General features: G+C 62.9%; 11 protein-coding genes and 3 tRNA genes. 10 read left to right on the top strand and 4 right to left on the bottom strand.

Annotated features, from left to right (window positions below; translation table 11 throughout):
* Window positions 1-33: 33 nt before the first annotated feature.
* Window positions 34-726, bottom strand: coding sequence for a response regulator transcription factor (locus RIN46_RS13020; protein WP_309081944.1), 693 nt, complete (start codon window positions 724-726; stop codon window positions 34-36).
* Window positions 723-1,925 carry a histidine kinase gene (locus RIN46_RS13015; RefSeq protein WP_309081943.1) on the bottom strand — a complete coding sequence of 401 codons (1,203 nt, stop codon included), beginning with the start codon at window positions 1,923-1,925 and terminating at the stop codon, window positions 723-725. The genes RIN46_RS13020 and RIN46_RS13015 overlap by 4 nt, the downstream gene beginning before the upstream one ends.
* An 89-nt stretch (window positions 1,926-2,014) precedes the next feature.
* Between RIN46_RS13015 and RIN46_RS13010 the strand changes: the two genes are divergently transcribed.
* Together RIN46_RS13010 and RIN46_RS13005 are read left to right on the top strand one after the other, a co-directional pair.
* A complete protein-coding gene (locus tag RIN46_RS13010; protein ID WP_309081942.1) occupies window positions 2,015-2,839 on the top strand; it encodes a polysaccharide pyruvyl transferase family protein in 825 nt (274 codons plus the stop codon).
* Between the two features lie 260 nt (window positions 2,840-3,099).
* Window positions 3,100-4,962: a hypothetical protein gene (locus RIN46_RS13005; RefSeq protein WP_309081941.1), complete on the top strand. Its 1,863-nt coding sequence runs from the start codon at window positions 3,100-3,102 to the stop codon at window positions 4,960-4,962.
* Here the strand turns inward: RIN46_RS13005 and RIN46_RS13000 are convergent.
* Window positions 4,959-6,290, bottom strand: a complete 1,332-nt coding sequence (locus tag RIN46_RS13000) for a glycosyltransferase family 25 protein (RefSeq protein ID WP_309081940.1) — start codon at window positions 6,288-6,290, stop codon at window positions 4,959-4,961. The genes RIN46_RS13005 and RIN46_RS13000 overlap by 4 nt on opposite strands.
* A gap of 128 nt (window positions 6,291-6,418) precedes the next feature.
* On the opposite strand from RIN46_RS13000, the gene RIN46_RS12995 reads away from it, so the two are divergent.
* From RIN46_RS12995 to RIN46_RS12960, 8 genes are all read left to right on the top strand, one after another.
* On the top strand, window positions 6,419-7,480 hold the full coding sequence (locus RIN46_RS12995) for a 3-isopropylmalate dehydrogenase (RefSeq protein ID WP_309081939.1): 1,062 nt from the start codon (window positions 6,419-6,421) through the stop codon (window positions 7,478-7,480).
* A 74-nt stretch (window positions 7,481-7,554) separates the two neighbouring features.
* The gene (locus RIN46_RS12990) at window positions 7,555-8,643 is read left to right on the top strand and encodes a branched-chain amino acid aminotransferase (protein WP_309081938.1); all 1,089 of its coding nucleotides are present in this window, start codon (window positions 7,555-7,557) and stop codon (window positions 8,641-8,643) included.
* Window positions 8,644-8,690: 47 nt separating this feature from the next.
* Window positions 8,691-9,452, top strand: a complete 762-nt coding sequence (locus RIN46_RS12985; protein ID WP_309081937.1) for a fumarylacetoacetate hydrolase family protein — start codon at window positions 8,691-8,693, stop codon at window positions 9,450-9,452.
* A 57-nt stretch (window positions 9,453-9,509) separates the two neighbouring features.
* Complete coding sequence (locus RIN46_RS12980) at window positions 9,510-12,248, top strand: heparinase II/III family protein (protein ID WP_309081936.1); 2,739 nt, start codon at window positions 9,510-9,512, stop codon at window positions 12,246-12,248.
* 296 nt (window positions 12,249-12,544) lie between these two features.
* Entirely contained in the window at window positions 12,545-14,062 is a 1,518-nt protein-coding gene (gene gltX / locus RIN46_RS12975) for a glutamate--tRNA ligase (protein WP_309081935.1), read from the top strand.
* A 136-nt stretch (window positions 14,063-14,198) separates the two neighbouring features.
* Window positions 14,199-14,270, top strand: a tRNA-Gln gene (locus RIN46_RS12970).
* A 77-nt stretch (window positions 14,271-14,347) separates the two neighbouring features.
* A tRNA-Glu gene (locus tag RIN46_RS12965) sits at window positions 14,348-14,420 on the top strand.
* A 60-nt stretch (window positions 14,421-14,480) separates the two neighbouring features.
* Window positions 14,481-14,553 (top strand) — tRNA-Glu (locus RIN46_RS12960).
* Between the two features lie 539 nt (window positions 14,554-15,092).
* Here RIN46_RS12960 and RIN46_RS12955 read toward each other — a convergent pair.
* The gene (locus RIN46_RS12955; protein ID WP_309081934.1) at window positions 15,093-16,949 is read right to left on the bottom strand and encodes an FAD-dependent oxidoreductase; all 1,857 of its coding nucleotides are present in this window, start codon (window positions 16,947-16,949) and stop codon (window positions 15,093-15,095) included.
* Window positions 16,950-16,958: the final 9 nt, after the last annotated feature.

The following is a 16,958-nucleotide window of genomic DNA, read 5'->3' as shown; positions in this document are numbered from 1 at the left end:
GCTATGCGACGAGGCGCGTACCCACACCGCGCATCAGTTCGCAACCACGCCGGCCCTGTAGGCGATGACGACGGCCTGGACACGATCGCGAGCCTGCAGTTTGGCCAGCACATGACGCACGTGGGTTTTCACCGTCGCCTCGGAGAGGAAGAGCTCGCGAGCAATCTCTGGATTGGTACGGCCGAGGGCGATGAGTTTGAATACCTCGAGTTCACGAGCTGTCAGCGACTCGACGGCGACTACGTCGGCTTGATTGGTCTTCGAATTGGAGCGAAGCATGGGTGCCATATGGTCCATCAGTCGCCGCGTCGTGGATGGTGCGATCACGGCGTCGCCTCGGTGGACGGTCCGAATCGCTTCCAGCAGTTCCTCCGGAGGGGCGTCCTTCAGGAGGAAACCGCTCGCACCCGCCTGGATGGCAGCCAGTGCGTACTCGTCCAGATCGAAAGTCGTCAGGACGATGATTCTGGGACCGCCGCCGTCGACGCCGTCCAGAAGTCGCTCCGTCGTCTGTATGCCGTCGAGCTCCGGCATGCGGATATCCATCAGTATCACGTCCGCCTTCGCCAGCGCAGGGGAGCCCAGTGCCTCGCGCCCATTGTCGGCCTCCGCCACGACCTCGAGGTCCGGTTGTGAGTCGATGAGCATGCGAAAACCGCTGCGGACCAGCTTCTGGTCGTCGACGAGGCCGACGCGGATGGCGGCTGTGGGATCACTGGTGGTCATGCTGTCTCCAGATATGGAATGAAGGCGCGAACGACGAATCCGCCGCGGGCTAGCGGGCCTGCCGATACTTGTCCGCCGTACAGTTCGACGCGCTCACGCATGCCGTCGAGACCCCGGCCGGAGCCGGCGGTGGACGCGTCGGCGAGCGCACCGCGTCCATTATCGGTCACACTGACGGTGACGCCGTTTCGGGTCCAGTCGATCGTCACAGTAGCCCGTGCGGCGGTGCCAGCGTGCTTGACCACATTGGTGAGGGACTCCTGGACGCACCGATAGACCGCCAGTTCCGCCCCGTTCGGCAATGCGCGGCTCGGCGAGCCGACCATGTATAGATCCACCTGCTGGCCGGCGAGCCGGACCTGCTTGGCGAGCTGCTCCAGATCGGCGATGCCCGGCAGGGGCCGGTACTGAGCCTCGTCCTCACCGCGCAGAACTCCCAACAGCCGGCGCATGTCCTTTAAGGATTCACGCCCTTGCATTGAGATCGTCTCGAGCGCCTCGACGGCTACGGCCGGATTCGACCGGCTTGCGTACCGGGCACCATCGGCCTGGGTGATCATGATCGAGAGCGAGTGGGCCACGATGTCGTGCATCTCGCGGGCGATCCGGGCGCGTTCGTCGGCGGCTGCAGCTGCCCGCTCCGCGACCTGCTCTCGTTCCAGACGCTCGGCCCGGTCGTGGAGCGCTTGAAGCGCTACCAACCGAGTGCGAGCTAGGTCTCCGTACGTCCAGACCACGAGCATGCTGAGCCCGATGATGACCGTCGACGCCACGATCGACGCGAAAGTCCGGTCGGCAGTCACGCCACCGAATGCAGCAGCGGAGAACGCAGCGCCGACGAGGGACAGGCCGAGTCCGCTCAGCGACTCCCAGCGGGTACCGTACTTCGCCAGCGTGTAGACGACCATCGGCACAGCGACGAGGGAGGGGAGGAAGCCCTGGAGGAAGGCGAGATGCATCAGGCAGGCCATGACGATCACAGCCGCACTGATTCGCCGATGGGACCGGCGCCAGATCAGAGGCAGGGTTTCAGCGCTGGATAGGAGGGTGGCAAGGACTGTCTGGGACCCGGCACCGAGACCGCCCGCCACTCCGGCGCTGGCCACGGTCGTGACGAACCACAGCACCAGTGCACCCACGAGGTCCACGCTGCGTGGGTGCTCACGGACCCAACGATCGACCCTGCGGTGCCAGTTCATGGGTCCGATCCTAGGGGACCCGTCCCGATGGCTCCGATTCACACCGGTAGAGTGAGGGCGGCGAATATCTGGAACAGGTGAGGAGAGAAATGTCCGTCAAACTCTACTGGTGGAGGTCCCGGAATGGTGGCCACAACCTGGGCGACGAACTGACTCCCATCCTCCTCAAAGAGCTCTTCGAGATAGACGCCGAGCTCAGTCCTATGGCATCCGCCGACATCGTCGGGGCTGGATCTGTACTTGGTTGGGCCTGGAGTTTGCCCGGCGCCGCTGACAACACGATGGTGCGGGAGATCCACGTGGTCGGCTCCGGGCTGATGAAGCCCGAGCCTCCCAACGTCCACCTCGATGGGCTGAAGCTGCACTCAGTCCGCGGCTACCTGTCCAAGGCGCTGCTTCCCGAGTCAATGACCGAACAGACCACCGTTGGAGACCCTGGTTTGCTCGTGTCCCGAGTGGTACATGAGCAACGCGGCGTCCGTCACCGTCTCGGAGTCATTCCTCACGTCGGGTGGATCGGTCGAAGCCGTTTCGCGGAACTCACCGCCGGGCTTCCCGAGCACACCGTGATCGACTTCCGCACGGACAACCTCCAAGAGATCCTCAGCCAAATGTCGCAGTGCGAGGTCATCCTTAGCCAATCCCTTCACGGCCTGATCTTGTCGGACGCGCTGAGGATTCCGAATGCTTGGCTTGATCTGGGGAGCCTCCATCCGGGCGGCTCATTCAAGTTCTATGACTACTTCTCGTCAGTCGGTCGCCCGTTCGAGGACGCACTGACCGTCGACGATTCGATGACCTGGCGAAGCATCGACGACGCCGTATTCCAGATCTCGGGAGCCCGGCTCCGCGCCCGCCAACACGAGATCCTGCAAGCCTTCCGATCGGCGATAGACGCCAGCGGAGCCGCGTGACGCAGAGGGTCGACATGAGACGCCACCTCCCATTTCCAGGAGTAGGGCGTCGGCAGTTCCTACGCGCAGCAGCGGTTCTCGGAATCCTGCCGGCTGCCGAAAATGTTGCACCTTCTCAGCTGCCGACGAGAGTTACCGGACCTTCGAAACCAGCCGCAGAATCGGTCAACCCGCGCACGATCTACTCTGGCCCCGACTTGGTTGTCAGATCTCATGCGGACCCCGTTGCGTCCCGTGCGGCCACGGTATTCCGTTTCCTCGTGAGAGACGAAGGCCCGGAGATCCTAGTAGTCGGTTGCACTGGGCTCAGCCGGCAGGTCCAGTTCGTCGACACGATGAACGGGCAACAACTGGCTGCCGTCGATCAGGTGACGTCTGCCCAGCGCGGAGTCCAGGAAATGGCCGCGCTGCCGTCCGGGGAACTCGTCATCGTCTCCGCGGGCGGGGTCTATTCTCTGACGCCTGGCGGCACGGTCACCCCCTGGCCGCGGACCGAAGCGGCTTTCCAGGACGCCTACGATCCGCGGTGCGACGACGATGGCATTGTCTGGGCGGGAGTGTACGGACCGACGGGGGGAGGTCGATTCCTGCGAGCCGATCCCCGTGAGCGCACCGTGGCCCTGATGCCCCTGATGCCCCTGATCGCCAGCGACACCGACTACGTCAGCTGCGTCTCGGTGACGAGGGAAAAGGTGTGGGGCGGCACCGGGAGTTCTCGACCACGGCTCGTCGTGCTCGACAAGGCAACGAAGCAGAGCCAGCGGACGATTCCGCTGCCGGACGCCGCGGCCAGTGGCAATGTGCAATGGATTGAGGCCTGGGACGACATCGTCGTAGCGGGCTACAGAGGCCTGGACGGCCGGACTCGCACAGCGATATACGACATTCGAAAGGAAACATTCGAGGCTATCGACCCCCCTGCGCTGTCGGCGTTCGCCGGACGGGTCCGCAACAGACTCTTCTACTTCGACTCACACGGGCTGTGCGCACGCGATCTCCCGTCCGGGAAGACGGTTCGCCTGCTCGATATGGAGAACCTCCGCCAGTGGCCGCTTTATGCCGAGATCGAGAACCCGGGCAGCAACTTTCCCTGGCTTCGATACGTTGCCAGAAGCCGCGAGAACTCCGAATATCTCGTTGGACGCGTCCTGCTCGACAGTCCAAGTTTTCGATATTGGTGTTCTCTCGAGATTGAAGAGTCGGCGCAAAAAGTCCACAGTTTGAATGCAGGGGCCAGCGGGCAGGTCTACGCGGGTGGGTACCAGGCCAGTTCACTGGCTGTCCTCGGGCCCGGGCTAGAGCGTATCGCGTCGATTCGAGGCGAGGGACACTTCGAGCAAGTTGAGTCGATGGTAGAAGTCGACGACCGGCTGGTCGTCGCTTCGTATCCCGCCTGCCAGATCGCCACCATCGATCTGGAAACTCTGCGAGTCGAGCCTTTCGGCAGTCTCCAGCAGCAATACGCGCAATCCCGTCCTTTCGGCCTCGCAGTCTCGGGCTCTCAAGCTTTCGTCGGCTCCGTCCCCTCGCAGGGAAAGAGCGGCGGAAGCCTGCTACGGCTCGACCTCCGGACGAAGACCGTTCTGAACGACTGGGGTGAGGTAGCCGGAGACCACTCGATCGTTGGGCTCACAATGGCCGAGAGCGGCGTCGTCATCACCACCTCGAAGCGTGGTGCCTACGGAGCGCCAGATTCTCGGTCAAGCGCCTCCGTGCTGTTGTTTGACCCTGCCCGGGGCCGCAATCACTGGCAGACGGTCTTGGAGGGGGAAGGCGAAATTAATTCCCCCATCGTGGTCGGCCGCGAGCTCTATGTCGCCGTGGCAGACGGCATCGTGATCCTCGACATCGGGACGGGGCGAGTCAGGGGCCGGATCGACCTCTTCGGCACGCGGACGTCCCGGGGATATCGGACGAACAGGCTCGCCTACCATGGATCCAGGGACACGCTTGTGCACGGCAGCGGTGGACAGATCACGGCGATCAAGAGAGATCGCTCCGTCAAAGCGATCCTGGCTCGAGGCCACTTCGAGTACCCCGTGGTCGGTCCGACCGGGCGGATTTACGCCATCCGGGCCGGGCGGTTCGTGACGGAACTTGCGCTGCCAGACATCTGGCCCTAGTTTCTGCTGGCCGAGACTGCCGCTAGGGTCGACGTACCAAAGTTCTGCTGTTTGACGAGCGGGAAGTTGAGTGCCACGGCATCGAGTACGAGTCCTGAGTTCATCCGGCGCCGAACGGACTGACTGGTCGCCTGTGCTCCCGTTACTCGCGTGTCCACACTCGGAACGCAGTACGAACCGACTTGTCCGTCCATATGACCGATGATCGCATCCTTCTCGATTGCCGCGAGGAGTTTGCTGGCGCCGGATCGGCTCAAAATGTACCCATCCAGGCCCCAGCCGTTCGACGTTCCCGGCCATCGACCCAGGACATCCCAGACAGGACTTACTCCGGCCAGGGTGCCAGTCGTGGAGTAGGACGACATTCTCTCGTTCACGAAATATAGCTCTTTGCCGGGTGCCTGCCCAACAATGTCAGCTATCGGAGCCCACCCAAAGGGAATCGCGTCGTCTTCGAGGATCAGTGCGTAGTCCTCGGTGCCCTTGGAAACTTCTTCCCAGACGCCGATGTGACTCAGGGCGCATCCGATGAGCCCGGCTCCGAGGTCCGGTAGGGCGCGGGTGCTTATCACTGAGTTCCGGGCGAACGCGGGAAGCCGGCGTCCATCGACTGCTTCGAAGCGCTTAAGGCTGATATCCATCTTTGCGAAGAGTTTTGTCGATAGATCGAGCCGTCGTTGGTCCTGGGGCATATTGATGATGTGAGCCGAGAAATTCGCATCCCCATGGTTGCGAAAGCGCCGTCCCATCTCGATTCTCTGACGAAGGGCCACCGGGACTGACTCTCCGTCGAGGTCGGCCACAAGCGCCGCTGCTAGGTCCCAGAAGCCAGCCAGTGCGGCCGTGTCCGCGTTGTGGACGGCGTCCTCGCTAGTGAGGGCCGCCTTCCCCGCAACGAATCCGTCCAAGGTCTTTTCGAGCTCGCCGAGCCGACCTGTTGCAAGAGCGGTGGCCGCCAAGACGCGGATCACGTAGGGATTCTCCGGATGAAGATCAGCTAGGTTGGATAGTCGAGCAAACCGGACCTCGAAATCCGAGTCATTCTGAGTCAGAATGTTAATTGCGACGACAGCCCCGGATACAGCGAATCCCGCCTGGCTATATGCATCGAGATGAGCGAATGCAGCGCTTTGCCCTTGCGTGACGCGCAACCATGAAAGATAATCAAAAAAGGCATTCTTCTGTCGATTTGCATCGTGAACCGATTGCCGCGTTATTTTTCCGAAGCGGGAATAAAGCGCACGCGCATGGGCATGAACTTCCGGTATTTGACGCGCCTCCTGCGGGCTGAGGAAGCGAATCCGTCGCCCAAAGTCGGGAACACTCATTTCGAGGAGGCCTTTCCTAGCTCGGTTGCTTCGACAATGATAATGGCATTTTAGAGCCGCTCCGAACCGATGTCTCACGATGCGAACCTCAGTGTCCACACTGCGGACGGACGTTCTAATCTGGAGGCATGACTACACGCAACATCGATCTTGCCGTAATCCCGGGCGACGGCATCGGCCCCGAGGTCATTGCCGAGGCCATCAAGGTGATGAAGCGCGCGCTCGAGGGCGAGCAGGCGCGGGTCTCCTTCACCGAGTACCAGCTCGGAGCTCAGCACTGGCTCGAGACCGGTGAGACTCTCACCGACGACACGCTGGCGAGCCTCCGCCGTCACGACGCCATCCTGTTCGGAGCAGTAGGCGCCGCTCCGGGCGACACACGCATCCCCTCCGGCCTGATCGAGCGGGAGCTCCTGCTCAAGCTGCGCTTCAGTCTGGACCATTTCGTGAACCTCCGCCCCGCGAAGCTCTACGACGGAGTTCCGAGCCCGCTGGCCACCCCCGGCGAGGTAGATTTCGTCGTCGTCCGCGAGGGTACCGAGGGCCCCTACGTCGGCAACGGGGGAGCAGTCCGCACCGGGACCGACCATGAGATCGCCACCGAGGTCTCGGTCAACACGGCCTACGGCGTCCAGCGCGTCGTGCGCGACGCGTTCGAGCGGGCCTCGCGTCGCCCGCGGAAGAAGGTCACCCTGGTCCACAAGCACAACGTCCTCGTCCACGCCGGACATCTGTGGAAGCGCACCGTCGAGACGATCGCGGCCGACTACCCGGATATCGAGCTCGACTACATGCACATCGACGCTGCGACGATCTTCATGGTCACGGACCCCGCCCGGTTCGACGTGATCGTCACGGACAACCTCTTCGGCGACATTCTCACCGATCTGGCCGGAGCGGTGACCGGAGGCATCGGTCTGGCTGCCTCCGGCAACATCAACATGGACCGGACGGCACCGAGCATGTTCGAGCCGGTCCACGGCTCGGCTCCGGACATCGCGGGCCAGCAGAAAGCGGATCCGACGGCCGCGATCCTCTCGGCAGCGCTGCTCCTGGACCATGTCGGCCTCCCGGAGGCAGCCCGCCGCGTCGAGGCGGCGGTGGAGAAGGACATCACCTCGCGGGCGGAGATGAGCGACGTCCGGGAAACGGCCGAGGTCGGCGATGCGATCGCCGCGCTCGTGGCTTAGGCTGAACCCGTGCCGCCGACCTCACACGGCGGCACGGAACGCCCATTCGTGAAGAGAAGGAACCGCGCATCCCCATGGAATTCGCTCAGAAGCTCTCAACCACTCCCAAGAGCGACGCGGAGCGCGCCGCCGTCCTGGCCAACCCAGGGTTCGGCGACCACTTCACCGATCACACCGCCGTCGTCGACTGGAACTGGTCCGAGGACGGCGGCCGCTGGTCCAACGCCCGGATCGAGCCCTACGGACCCATCGCTCTGGACCCGGCAGCCTCGGTGCTGCACTACGGCCAGGAGATCTTCGAAGGATTGAAGGCCTACAGCCACGCTGACGGCACTGTCTGGACTTTCCGCGCAGAGGCGAATGCGGAGCGCTTCAACAAGTCCGCGGCGCGTCTTGCTCTGCCGGAACTGCCGACCGAAGTCTTCATCGACTCCCTGCGCCAGCTGGTCCAGACGGACCGGTCCTGGGTTCCCAGCGGCGACGGGGAAGCGCTGTACCTGCGTCCCTTCATGATCGCTACAGAGGCGTTCCTCGGCGTCAGGCCCGCCCGCGAAGTCTCCTACCGCGTCATCGCCTCGCCTGCCGGCAATTACTTCGGCGGCGAGCTCAAGCCGGTCTCGATCTGGCTGTCCACGCGCTACGCCCGTGCTGGCCGTGGCGGCACCGGGGAGGCGAAATGCGGCGGAAACTACGCCGCCTCGTTGGCCGCACAGATGGAGGCCGAGTCCAATGGCTGCAAGCAGGTGCTGTTCCTGGACCCATTCAACGACAACGCCGTGGAAGAGCTCGGTGGTATGAACGTGTTCTTCGTCTTCGACGACGGGAGGATCGTTACGCCGGAGCTCAACGGCAACATCCTGCGCGGCGTGACCCGCAGCTCCGTCATCCAGCTGGCCAAGGACCGCGGACTGACGGTGGAGGAACGCAAGATCACGCTCGACGAGTGGCGCCGCACCGCTGAGAACGGTCATCTGCGGGAGGTCTTCGCGTGCGGCACTGCCGCCGTGATCACCCCGATCGGGGAGCTCAAGACGACAGAGGAATCCATCACGACGCCGGCGCTGCCGGCGGACTCTGTCACCATGAGCATCCGCGAGCAGCTCTTGGGCATCCAGACGGGCACCGCCGAGGACCAGCACGGCTGGCTCACCCGCCTGGCCTGAGCGTTGCCGGTCGGCACTGCGTCGGCTTCGCACGTATTGTAGAGCGCATGCGTATTGCTCGTTTCGTAGTTGATGGCGACCCCCTGTACGGCGTGGTCGACGGAGACACCGTCTCCGCGATCGCCGGCGACCCGTTCTACCAAGGAATCCAACCGACAGGACAGCAGCATCCGCTGGACGACGTCCGGTTGGTCGCGCCGATCATCCCGCGCTCGAAGATTGTTGCCTTCGGCAGGACGTACCCTGAACACGCGAAGGAGCTCGGCAACGATGTCCCGGCTTCACCGCTGATGTTCCTGAAGCCCAACACGGCGGTGACCGGTCCGAACGACCCCGTCACGCTTCCGAGCTTTTCCGAGGAGGTTTCCTTCGAGGCGGAGCTGGCCGTGGTCATTGGCCGCATCTGCAAGGACGTCCCGCTGGAGAAGGTGCCCGACGTCGTGTTCGGATACACGTGCGCGAACGATTTGACGGCTCGTGATGCCCAGAAGACCGATCCGCAGTGGGGCCGGGCCAAGGGCTGGGACGGCTCCTGCCCGCTCGGTCCCTGGATCGAGACCGATCTGGACACCGACGACGTGCGCGTCACCGGGCGGCTCGACGGGCAGATCCAGCAGGACGGTACGACGGCCGACATGATCTGGTCCGTGCCCGAGCTGGTGGCACTCGCCTCGCAGGCGTTCACCCTTCTGCCGGGCGACGTTATTCTGACCGGCACGCCGGCGGGGGTCGGACTGCTCCGCGAGGGGCAGCGCTTCGAGGTGGAGATCGAGGGAATCGGTACGCTGGCCAACACGTTCCGCCGATAGGGTGGTAGCTGATTTCGTCTGAGAGGAAAGTGCCTCACTCAGGCGAGAAAGAATGAGATGACATCGATTAGTCGTCAGGACGCTCTCAACGATGGTGCCCTGAAAGAATATGCGTACGCCAAGCTTCCGCGACGGAAAGGGGCGGCGAGCGAGGCGGCGGTCGAGCTCTTCCTCGAGGCCGAAATGATCCGGGCGCCGCGATTCGGTGACCTCCCATACTCTGATGGCGACCTCTGGACGTCCGTGGGCGACCGCACTCGCGACCGGTATCTCCATGGCTTTCTCTTCCTCGCTGACTGGGTGACCGGCCTCGAAACCCAACCAGAGCAGACCGTTCCCGTTGTATTCCGACTCGTGGACGACTGGGTGCGGGAGATGGGCTGGGATACGAGTTCACCGCATCACCCGATGGCTTATCATGACGAGACCACGGCTCAACGCTTGAAGAACTGGTTGTTGGTCGAGCCCTTCGTGTCGGACTATCTCGCTCCCGAGCAGGGAGTTCGATTCCGCCAGGCTATCGACGCGACGGCAGGTATCCTTCTGCAGGAAGATTTCCATGCCGGGAACAACAACCATGGAATGTTTCAAGACCTCGCCCTCCGCCATTACTCAAGTCTGGCCTCGTGGACCGCCCGCCAGTTCCGCGACACCTGCCGCGAAGTAGCCTTAGACAGACTGCAAAGATATTTCACCACCTGTTTCACGTCCGAGGGCGTGCATGTGGAGAATTCGCCGTCCTATCATCAGATGATTTGTTATCATTTGACGGAACATGTCGAGTATCTGGAGCGCCTTGGAGATCCGCGAAGTATCCCACTGGCAAAACTCCTTCATCGAGCCGCCGAGTATGCCACGCACGCGGTGACGCCGGCGGGGAACTATCCGTTGTTGAGCGACTCGGTCAACAAGCCTTTGCGGAGCCATGCGGGACGCGTATTTGGGAGTCCGCAGTACGATTTCGCTGTGACGCAGGGCAAGAAGGGGGAGGAGCCCGAGGGGACGACTCTGCTCCTGCCAGCGTCCGGCTACGCAATCCATCGTTCCGGCTGGGGTAATCCGCGCGCAACATGGGTCATGTTCACTGCGGCGTACAACGCGGACTACCATAAGCATTCGGACGATCTCTCGGTCGTCATCCATTCCCTCGGAAGGCCATTGCTGTCGGAAGCTGGCCCGTACGGGTATAACTACAAGGATCCGATGACGCAGTTCGGATTCAGTCAGTTTGCCCACAATAACGTGGTCGTGGACGGGCGGAGCATTAGCAGGACGGATGGCAAGGCTGAGACGGTCCGTATGACTGAAGCGATCCAGACCGCCGCAGGCTTCATGGCTACTGCGGAGACCGGTCGACTCCCCAACGCCGTGCATCGGCGTAGTGTCACGGTTGCGACAGAGAGTGATCACGATGAAGTGGTCGTCGAGGACGAACTCATGTCCAGCACGGCCGAGTCGCGTTCGTGGGAGATGTTCTGGAATATCGCACCCGATCTCCAGGTTGTGCCGCACGGGCAGGGATTCGAGGTGTATCGAGGCAATGACAAGCTTCTAGACGCCCTGATCCAAGCGGATGTTCCGACTCAGGTGTCGGTTCACCGAGGCGAGACGGGTCCTCGACACCTCGGGTGGAGCTTCCCAGAATTTGGATCGGCGGAGCCGAGTGATGTCGTGAGGGTCGCATTCGAGGGAGCGGCCGCGCGGCTCTCGACTCGCTTCGCTGTACGTGGCAGCTACAACTACGCGGAATTGGCGGTGGTGGACGGGCGAAACCTGTGGAAACGGTCCGAGACGGAGCCGCAGCTGAACTACTTGCTTGACCGGGTTGAGGCTCCGGGCGCCCCCCTGGTGGTCGTTTTGTCCGCGATCGGCACGCCGGGGTTCTTCACATATAATTATCGCCATTCGCTTTCGGGGATTCCTGTCAATGCCCTCTATATTCTCGATGATTTCGGCGATCAGGGATGCTACTATCTGCTCGATCATGGCAATCCCGCGGTCAGCAGTGCGGTGCAGGAGCTCGTCGACGAAATTGCGTCCGAGTGTGGGACCGACCGAGAGGACGTCGTCTTCGCCGGCTCGTCCAAGGGTGGAGCGGCTGCCCTGTACCACGGGATCACTTACGGATCCGGCGCAGTAGTAGTCGGCGCACCGCAGACTCGAATCGGCTCGTTCGTCAGCAAGCCGCACCCGAATATTCTTGAGTTCATGACCGGGGGCACATCACCTGAAGACGTACAGACGCTAGATCGGATGCTTTTCGACGTTCTCACCGATCAGACGCGTCTGCCGCGCATCAAGTTCCTCGTTGGCGAAGGCGATCACCACTACAAGTCCCATGCGCTTCCATGGGTCGATCACGTTCGCTCGTTCGGGCACAGCGTCGACTTGACGGTGCTCCCGGGGACTCCGCACTCGGCGATTGGACCGGTTTACAGGGACTATCTTCGCGACTTCGTCGATGCCTTCGCTATCGAGCGCAGCCGCCGAACCGACGACGCAGGTGGCAGCGGGGCTCGGCGGGCCGCAACACCTCGGCCTCGGGCAGGTGATATCCACCCCTTCATCTGGGCCGAGGGATCGACGCTCCGTCTAAGGGTCTCGGGCGCGGCTGAGCATCAAATTTCGGTCAAGCTGTTTCGTGGCTCTGAAGCTGTCGACGGTAGTAGTTACAGTGCGACCTCTGAGTTCTCCTGGAAGGAGCAGCCCCCTGGCCGCTATCGGGCACGCGTTTACTACCGGAGGGCAGGTGCGGAGGCGCAGGCCGTGACGACGCCGTGGTGCGACATCAGGTGACGGGCCGTTCGACCCCCGCCCGTAAGGCTCGGACTTCAGTGCGATCGGTGGGACGTCCCGGTGCAGGCGTTGCTGCAAGAATCCGCCGCCGAGCGTTAGCGAGCCGATACGGCTGGGCGGTCGCCGTCCTTCTGGGCGCGGCCGCGCGCGTCAACCACCACTTCGATGGGCCCGCAGGGGTGACGGGACTGCTGATCATTGCAGCAGTCGGGACCGCCGTCGTCCTGCTGATCCGACGGATCACCGTTGCGGCCAGAAGGCGACGCTAGTCAGGCAATGGCTACAATCGAGGCATCATGACTAGCCCCAGCACACTGCCCACAGTGACCGATGAAACCCCCGTCCGCGTGCGCTTCTGCCCGTCGCCGACCGGGACGCCCCACGTAGGACTCATCCGCACGGCCCTCTTCAACTGGGCCTACGCCCGCCACACCGGCGGGAAGATGATCTTCCGTATCGAGGACACGGACGCCGCCCGTGACTCCGAGGAGAGCTACGAGCAGCTCCTCGACGCACTGCAGTGGCTGGGTATCGACTGGGACGAGGGCGTGAACGTCGGCGGACCGCACGCCCCGTACCGCCAGTCGCAGCGCGACGACATCTACCAGGATGTCATCGAGAAGCTGAAGGCCGGCGGTCACGTCTACGAGTCCTTCTCGACGCCGGACGAGATCGAGGCACGCCACCGGGCCGCCGGCAGGGACCCGAAGCTCGGCTACGACAACTACGACCGCGCGTTCACCGCTGACGAGATCGCCGCCTTCCGCGCCGAGGGCCGCGAACCCGTCCTTCGGGTGAGGATGCCCGACGACGACATCACGTTCACGGACCTCGTCCGCGGCGAGATCACCTTCAAGGCCGGCTCCGTCCCGGACTTCGTCGTCGTCCGTGCCAACGGCAAGCCGCTCTACACGCTGGTCAACCCCGTCGATGACGCGCTGATGGGGATCACCCACGTCCTCCGCGGCGAGGACCTGCTGTCGTCCACTCCGCGGCAGATCGCGCTCTACCGCGCACTGATCGAGATCGGCGTCGCAGAGTACATGCCGCTCTTCGGCCACCTGCCGTACGTCATGGGCCAGGGCAACAAGAAGCTGTCCAAGCGCGACCCCGAGTCGAGCCTCTTCCTGCACCGCGAACGCGGGTTCATCCCGGAGGGGCTGCTGAACTACCTGGCACTCCTGGGTTGGAGCCTCTCCGCCGACGAGGACATCTTCACCCGCGAGCAGCTGGTCGAGGCGTTCGATGTCACCGATGTCCTGTCCAACCCGGCTCGGTTCGATCTGAAGAAGGCTGAGGCGATCAACGGTACCCACGTTCGACGGCTGGACCCCGAGGACTTCCGCGACCGGCTGGTTCCGTACCTCCGCGCCGCCGGTCTGGTGGGGGAGCACCTCACGGAGCGGCAGTTCGAGGTCCTCACCGAGGCCGCCCCTCTGGTTCAGGAGCGCATTGGACTGCTGGGCGAGGCGCCGGACATGATGGCCTTCCTCTTCCTCGCCGACGACGAAGTCACCGTCGCCGATGATGCGCTCAAAGGGATGCCGGAGAACCTGAAAGAGGTCCTCGAGAAGTCGATCGACGCACTCGAGGTAACCCCTGGTTGGGACGCTGAGAGCATCGAAGCCGCCCTGCGCGGCGCCCTCGTCGACGATCTTGGCCTCAAGCCGCGGAAGGCCTTCGGCCCGGTCCGGACGGCCGTATCCGGGCGCCGGATCTCGCCGCCCCTGTTCGAGTCCATGGAGATCCTCGGGAGGGATTCGTCGCTCGCCCGGCTTCGGGCCTTTCGGACCAGCTCGGCCGCGTCTGACTAGTCTGTAGTGCGGATCACACGCTGCAGGGCCGGATCCGGTTTTGGATTTTCTGCGAGGCTCGGGTAGAGTATTTATCCGTGCCGAGGGGCAGGAAAAGAGGATCATGGAACCTCTGATCCGGCCCGTGTGGTCACCTTGGGATATGGTGTAATTGGCAACACGACGGTTTCTGGTTCCGTTATTCTAGGTTCGAGTCCTGGTATCCCAGCGATGAGATCGCCTCGGCGTTCTCTTCAAATCGCGGTCCATGCGTCACCCCGGGTGACGAGTGAATCGCATGCGTTCGGCCCCATCGTATAGCGGCCTAGTACTCCGCCCTCTCACGGCGGCAACGCGGGTTCGAATCCCGCTGGGGTCACGAGCGCAATGCAATATCAGTGACGGCATGTCCGCCTCTAGTAGCGTTGCGCGCAACTAGGGCCCCATCGTATAGCGGCCTAGTACTCCGCCCTCTCACGGCGGCAACGCGGGTTCGAATCCCGCTGGGGTCACGATCTGTCCTGAGTCGCGATACCGTTTAGACGGTGTTGCGGCTCAGGACTTTTTTGTGGGGTCACTCGTGCTGGTAGGTGTGGCCGACGGAACGCATGTGAGTCGGCCCGCCCGGTCGGGCGGGAGGCGCCATGTATTCAACGCCGTTGACACTGCCTCTGGCTGTCGCCTGCGGCGCTGAACCGACCGCCGAGGCTAGGCGAAGCCCGGGAGCGTCCTGCGGCACGTCGAGCGGCGCGGCCCGCTCGCCCTCGGTCCGCGGCGGCCCGGGCATTGATGGGTGCTGCTTTTGGGCCTCGTCCAGTCTCCTCGGTCCCAAGTGAAGGTCAACGATGCCGCGACTCCCGGCCAACGACCAGTTGGAGGACCGCAGGTCGGGTGCAGCAGCCTGATGGGGGCCTTGGCGGGACCACTGCGGGCATCCCGTTAGTCGCCGCTGTCTCGAACCAGGAGGAGCCTTCCGTCTCGACGACGCCTCCTCTCGAAGTCCGGCCCCGTCTTAGGGCGGGACGGCGCTCAGGGCTGGAGCGGCTGACGGTCATCGCGTCGATTGGCTCAGACGCTGCGCCTGAAGCCGATGCAAGTAATCGCCGCTGGCACGACCTTTGAGAGCTGCCACTCCGAGATCGGTGCGTATCCGAGGCTCGTTACCTCCACCGGGGCGAACGATTTCGAAGGGGACCCGCTTTCGAGCTACCGCCAGGCTGACCTCGGCGAAGTCGGGGTGATCGCGTGAGAGCCCCTCAATGGCGAGCGGGCAGATGCTCGCGCCCCCTCGCGCCAGTTCGTATTGGACCTCCGCGACGAGAAGCTCTCTGGGCTGCACATTGAACCGCACCGCTAGTGCTGCTGCGACGCCAGCGGCTTCCCCGATGGCCGTGACGGTCGGATGAAGTCGTACGGCCCCAACTACTAGTCGGCTGACTGAAATGTTCTTCTCGGCCGCCAGAAGGCCCTCTGTCCACTCTGGGATAAGGCACGCAAGCGGAATGGGAAATGGACCTTCCTTCCATCTCCGCGGCTTGTCGAGGTGCGTCTCGCCGAGATAGCTTTCGTAGTCTTCTTCCTCACGACCGCCGTGGAGGTCCGGGGGATAGGTGCCGACAGCAATACTGTCGGTTCTCCAGGCAGCTTCACTGCGGTTCTTGGGCCGCCTAATGCTTCTGTAGATGAGCGTCTCCTCCCCGATGACGCGCCGTGACTCGCGTATATAGGGGATCAGCGGCATGTGCCGTTCTAGCTCGCGGTAGCTGTCGGGAACCAGGTGATTATGATAGTTGCGAACACCATCTGCAAAGCCCTCATCCGTGCTGACCGACCACGGAAGGCCCAGCTCATTTTGTAGGTAGTAGATCAAGGAAATCGTCTTTAATTTGGCTCCGGCTTCATATCGCAGGCGCGCCATCGGGTCGGTGAGGAAGTCGGCATTTACAGGATAATCATTGGTGTAGTTGAGGCAGGTACGGGTTACGTTCTGCCACTGCGAACCAGTATGGATTGCTGCAGAGCTGAGGTCGGGGGCTGCACGGTATCCAGCGAATCCCAGAGGCCCCATGTGGAGTTTGGCCCGGGCACCCTCGCTAGTTGGAGGAAACTTGGCTCTGAACTTATCGAGGTAGGACTCGTACTCAGCTGGAGCTTCTCGGACCACCAACTCGTCCGGGATGCCGCGCGGATAGGCCTGAATGATGGCCGTATACGTAATGTCCTGAATCGCTGACCGTTTAGACCTCTCAGGCTTTGACGTCATGCCGTTCGAGCGGGACGTGGCCAGCCGATGCGGAACACCTCCCAGATCCAGGATCATCCCGTCCTCTGTCGCGTCGACGACGATTCGCGCGTCGATGCGGCCGGCACTGGTCTCTAACCCGGTGATTCTGGCGCCTTCGCGGTAGACAGCGGTAACGTCAGTATTTCGAAGGACTTCGACCCCTTCGGCGCCAAGGATTTCGCCCAGAACTCGCTCGACGACGACGACGTTCGGAGTGAATGACTGGTCCCGGTAATGTCCTACGTTCACGGGACGGTTCAGTTCGATATCGTAGATGTCTTGAATTCGATCCAAGATTTCAGACCAAAGGCCGTACCCGTTGATCAACTGCTCATAAAAGTGTGTAATGTCGAAAGCCGAGACTCCGGCCGCGGTTGCCTGTCCGCCGACCATATGGGTGGCTTCGACCAGAACCACCTGGCAGCCGCGACGGCTGGCCGCCACCGCAGCGGATACCCCAGACAGGCCGCCGCCTGCGATCACCACGTCGGCATTCCGGGGCGTATTCTCCGGGAGGGCCTTCCATGCGTTTCTTTGGGCAGTAGTGATCGGGCTCGCGACGATGGCACGCTCGTCCGTATGGAAAGCGCGGAAGCGAGAAATGCCGTCAGGGGTGGTATTCATAGTAAAAGC

This window comes from Zhihengliuella sp. (assembly GCF_031178195.1).
In the GTDB taxonomy this organism is placed as follows: Bacteria; Actinomycetota; Actinomycetes; order Actinomycetales; family Micrococcaceae; genus Zhihengliuella.
The sequence above is the reverse complement of the archived record's forward strand: the minus strand, read 5'-3'. Positions and strand labels throughout refer to the sequence as shown.

What these genes read in the sequence shown, in the direction of transcription:
- RIN46_RS12995 (WP_309081939.1), top strand. Translation starts at nt 6,419, where the DNA reads ATGACTACACGCAACATCGATCTTGCCGTAATCCCGGGCGACGGCATC.
- RIN46_RS12990 (WP_309081938.1), top strand. Translation starts at nt 7,555, where the DNA reads ATGGAATTCGCTCAGAAGCTCTCAACCACTCCCAAGAGCGACGCGGAG.
- RIN46_RS12955 (WP_309081934.1), bottom strand. Translation starts at nt 16,949, where the DNA reads ATGAATACCACCCCTGACGGCATTTCTCGCTTCCGCGCTTTCCATACG.
- RIN46_RS12980 (WP_309081936.1), top strand. Translation starts at nt 9,510, where the DNA reads ATGACATCGATTAGTCGTCAGGACGCTCTCAACGATGGTGCCCTGAAA.
- RIN46_RS13015 (WP_309081943.1), bottom strand. Translation starts at nt 1,925, where the DNA reads ATGAACTGGCACCGCAGGGTCGATCGTTGGGTCCGTGAGCACCCACGC.
- RIN46_RS13020 (WP_309081944.1), bottom strand. Translation starts at nt 726, where the DNA reads ATGACCACCAGTGATCCCACAGCCGCCATCCGCGTCGGCCTCGTCGAC.
- RIN46_RS13000 (WP_309081940.1), bottom strand. Translation starts at nt 6,290, where the DNA reads ATGAGTGTTCCCGACTTTGGGCGACGGATTCGCTTCCTCAGCCCGCAG.
- RIN46_RS13010 (WP_309081942.1), top strand. Translation starts at nt 2,015, where the DNA reads ATGTCCGTCAAACTCTACTGGTGGAGGTCCCGGAATGGTGGCCACAAC.
- gltX (WP_309081935.1), top strand. Translation starts at nt 12,545, where the DNA reads ATGACTAGCCCCAGCACACTGCCCACAGTGACCGATGAAACCCCCGTC.
- RIN46_RS12985 (WP_309081937.1), top strand. Translation starts at nt 8,691, where the DNA reads ATGCGTATTGCTCGTTTCGTAGTTGATGGCGACCCCCTGTACGGCGTG.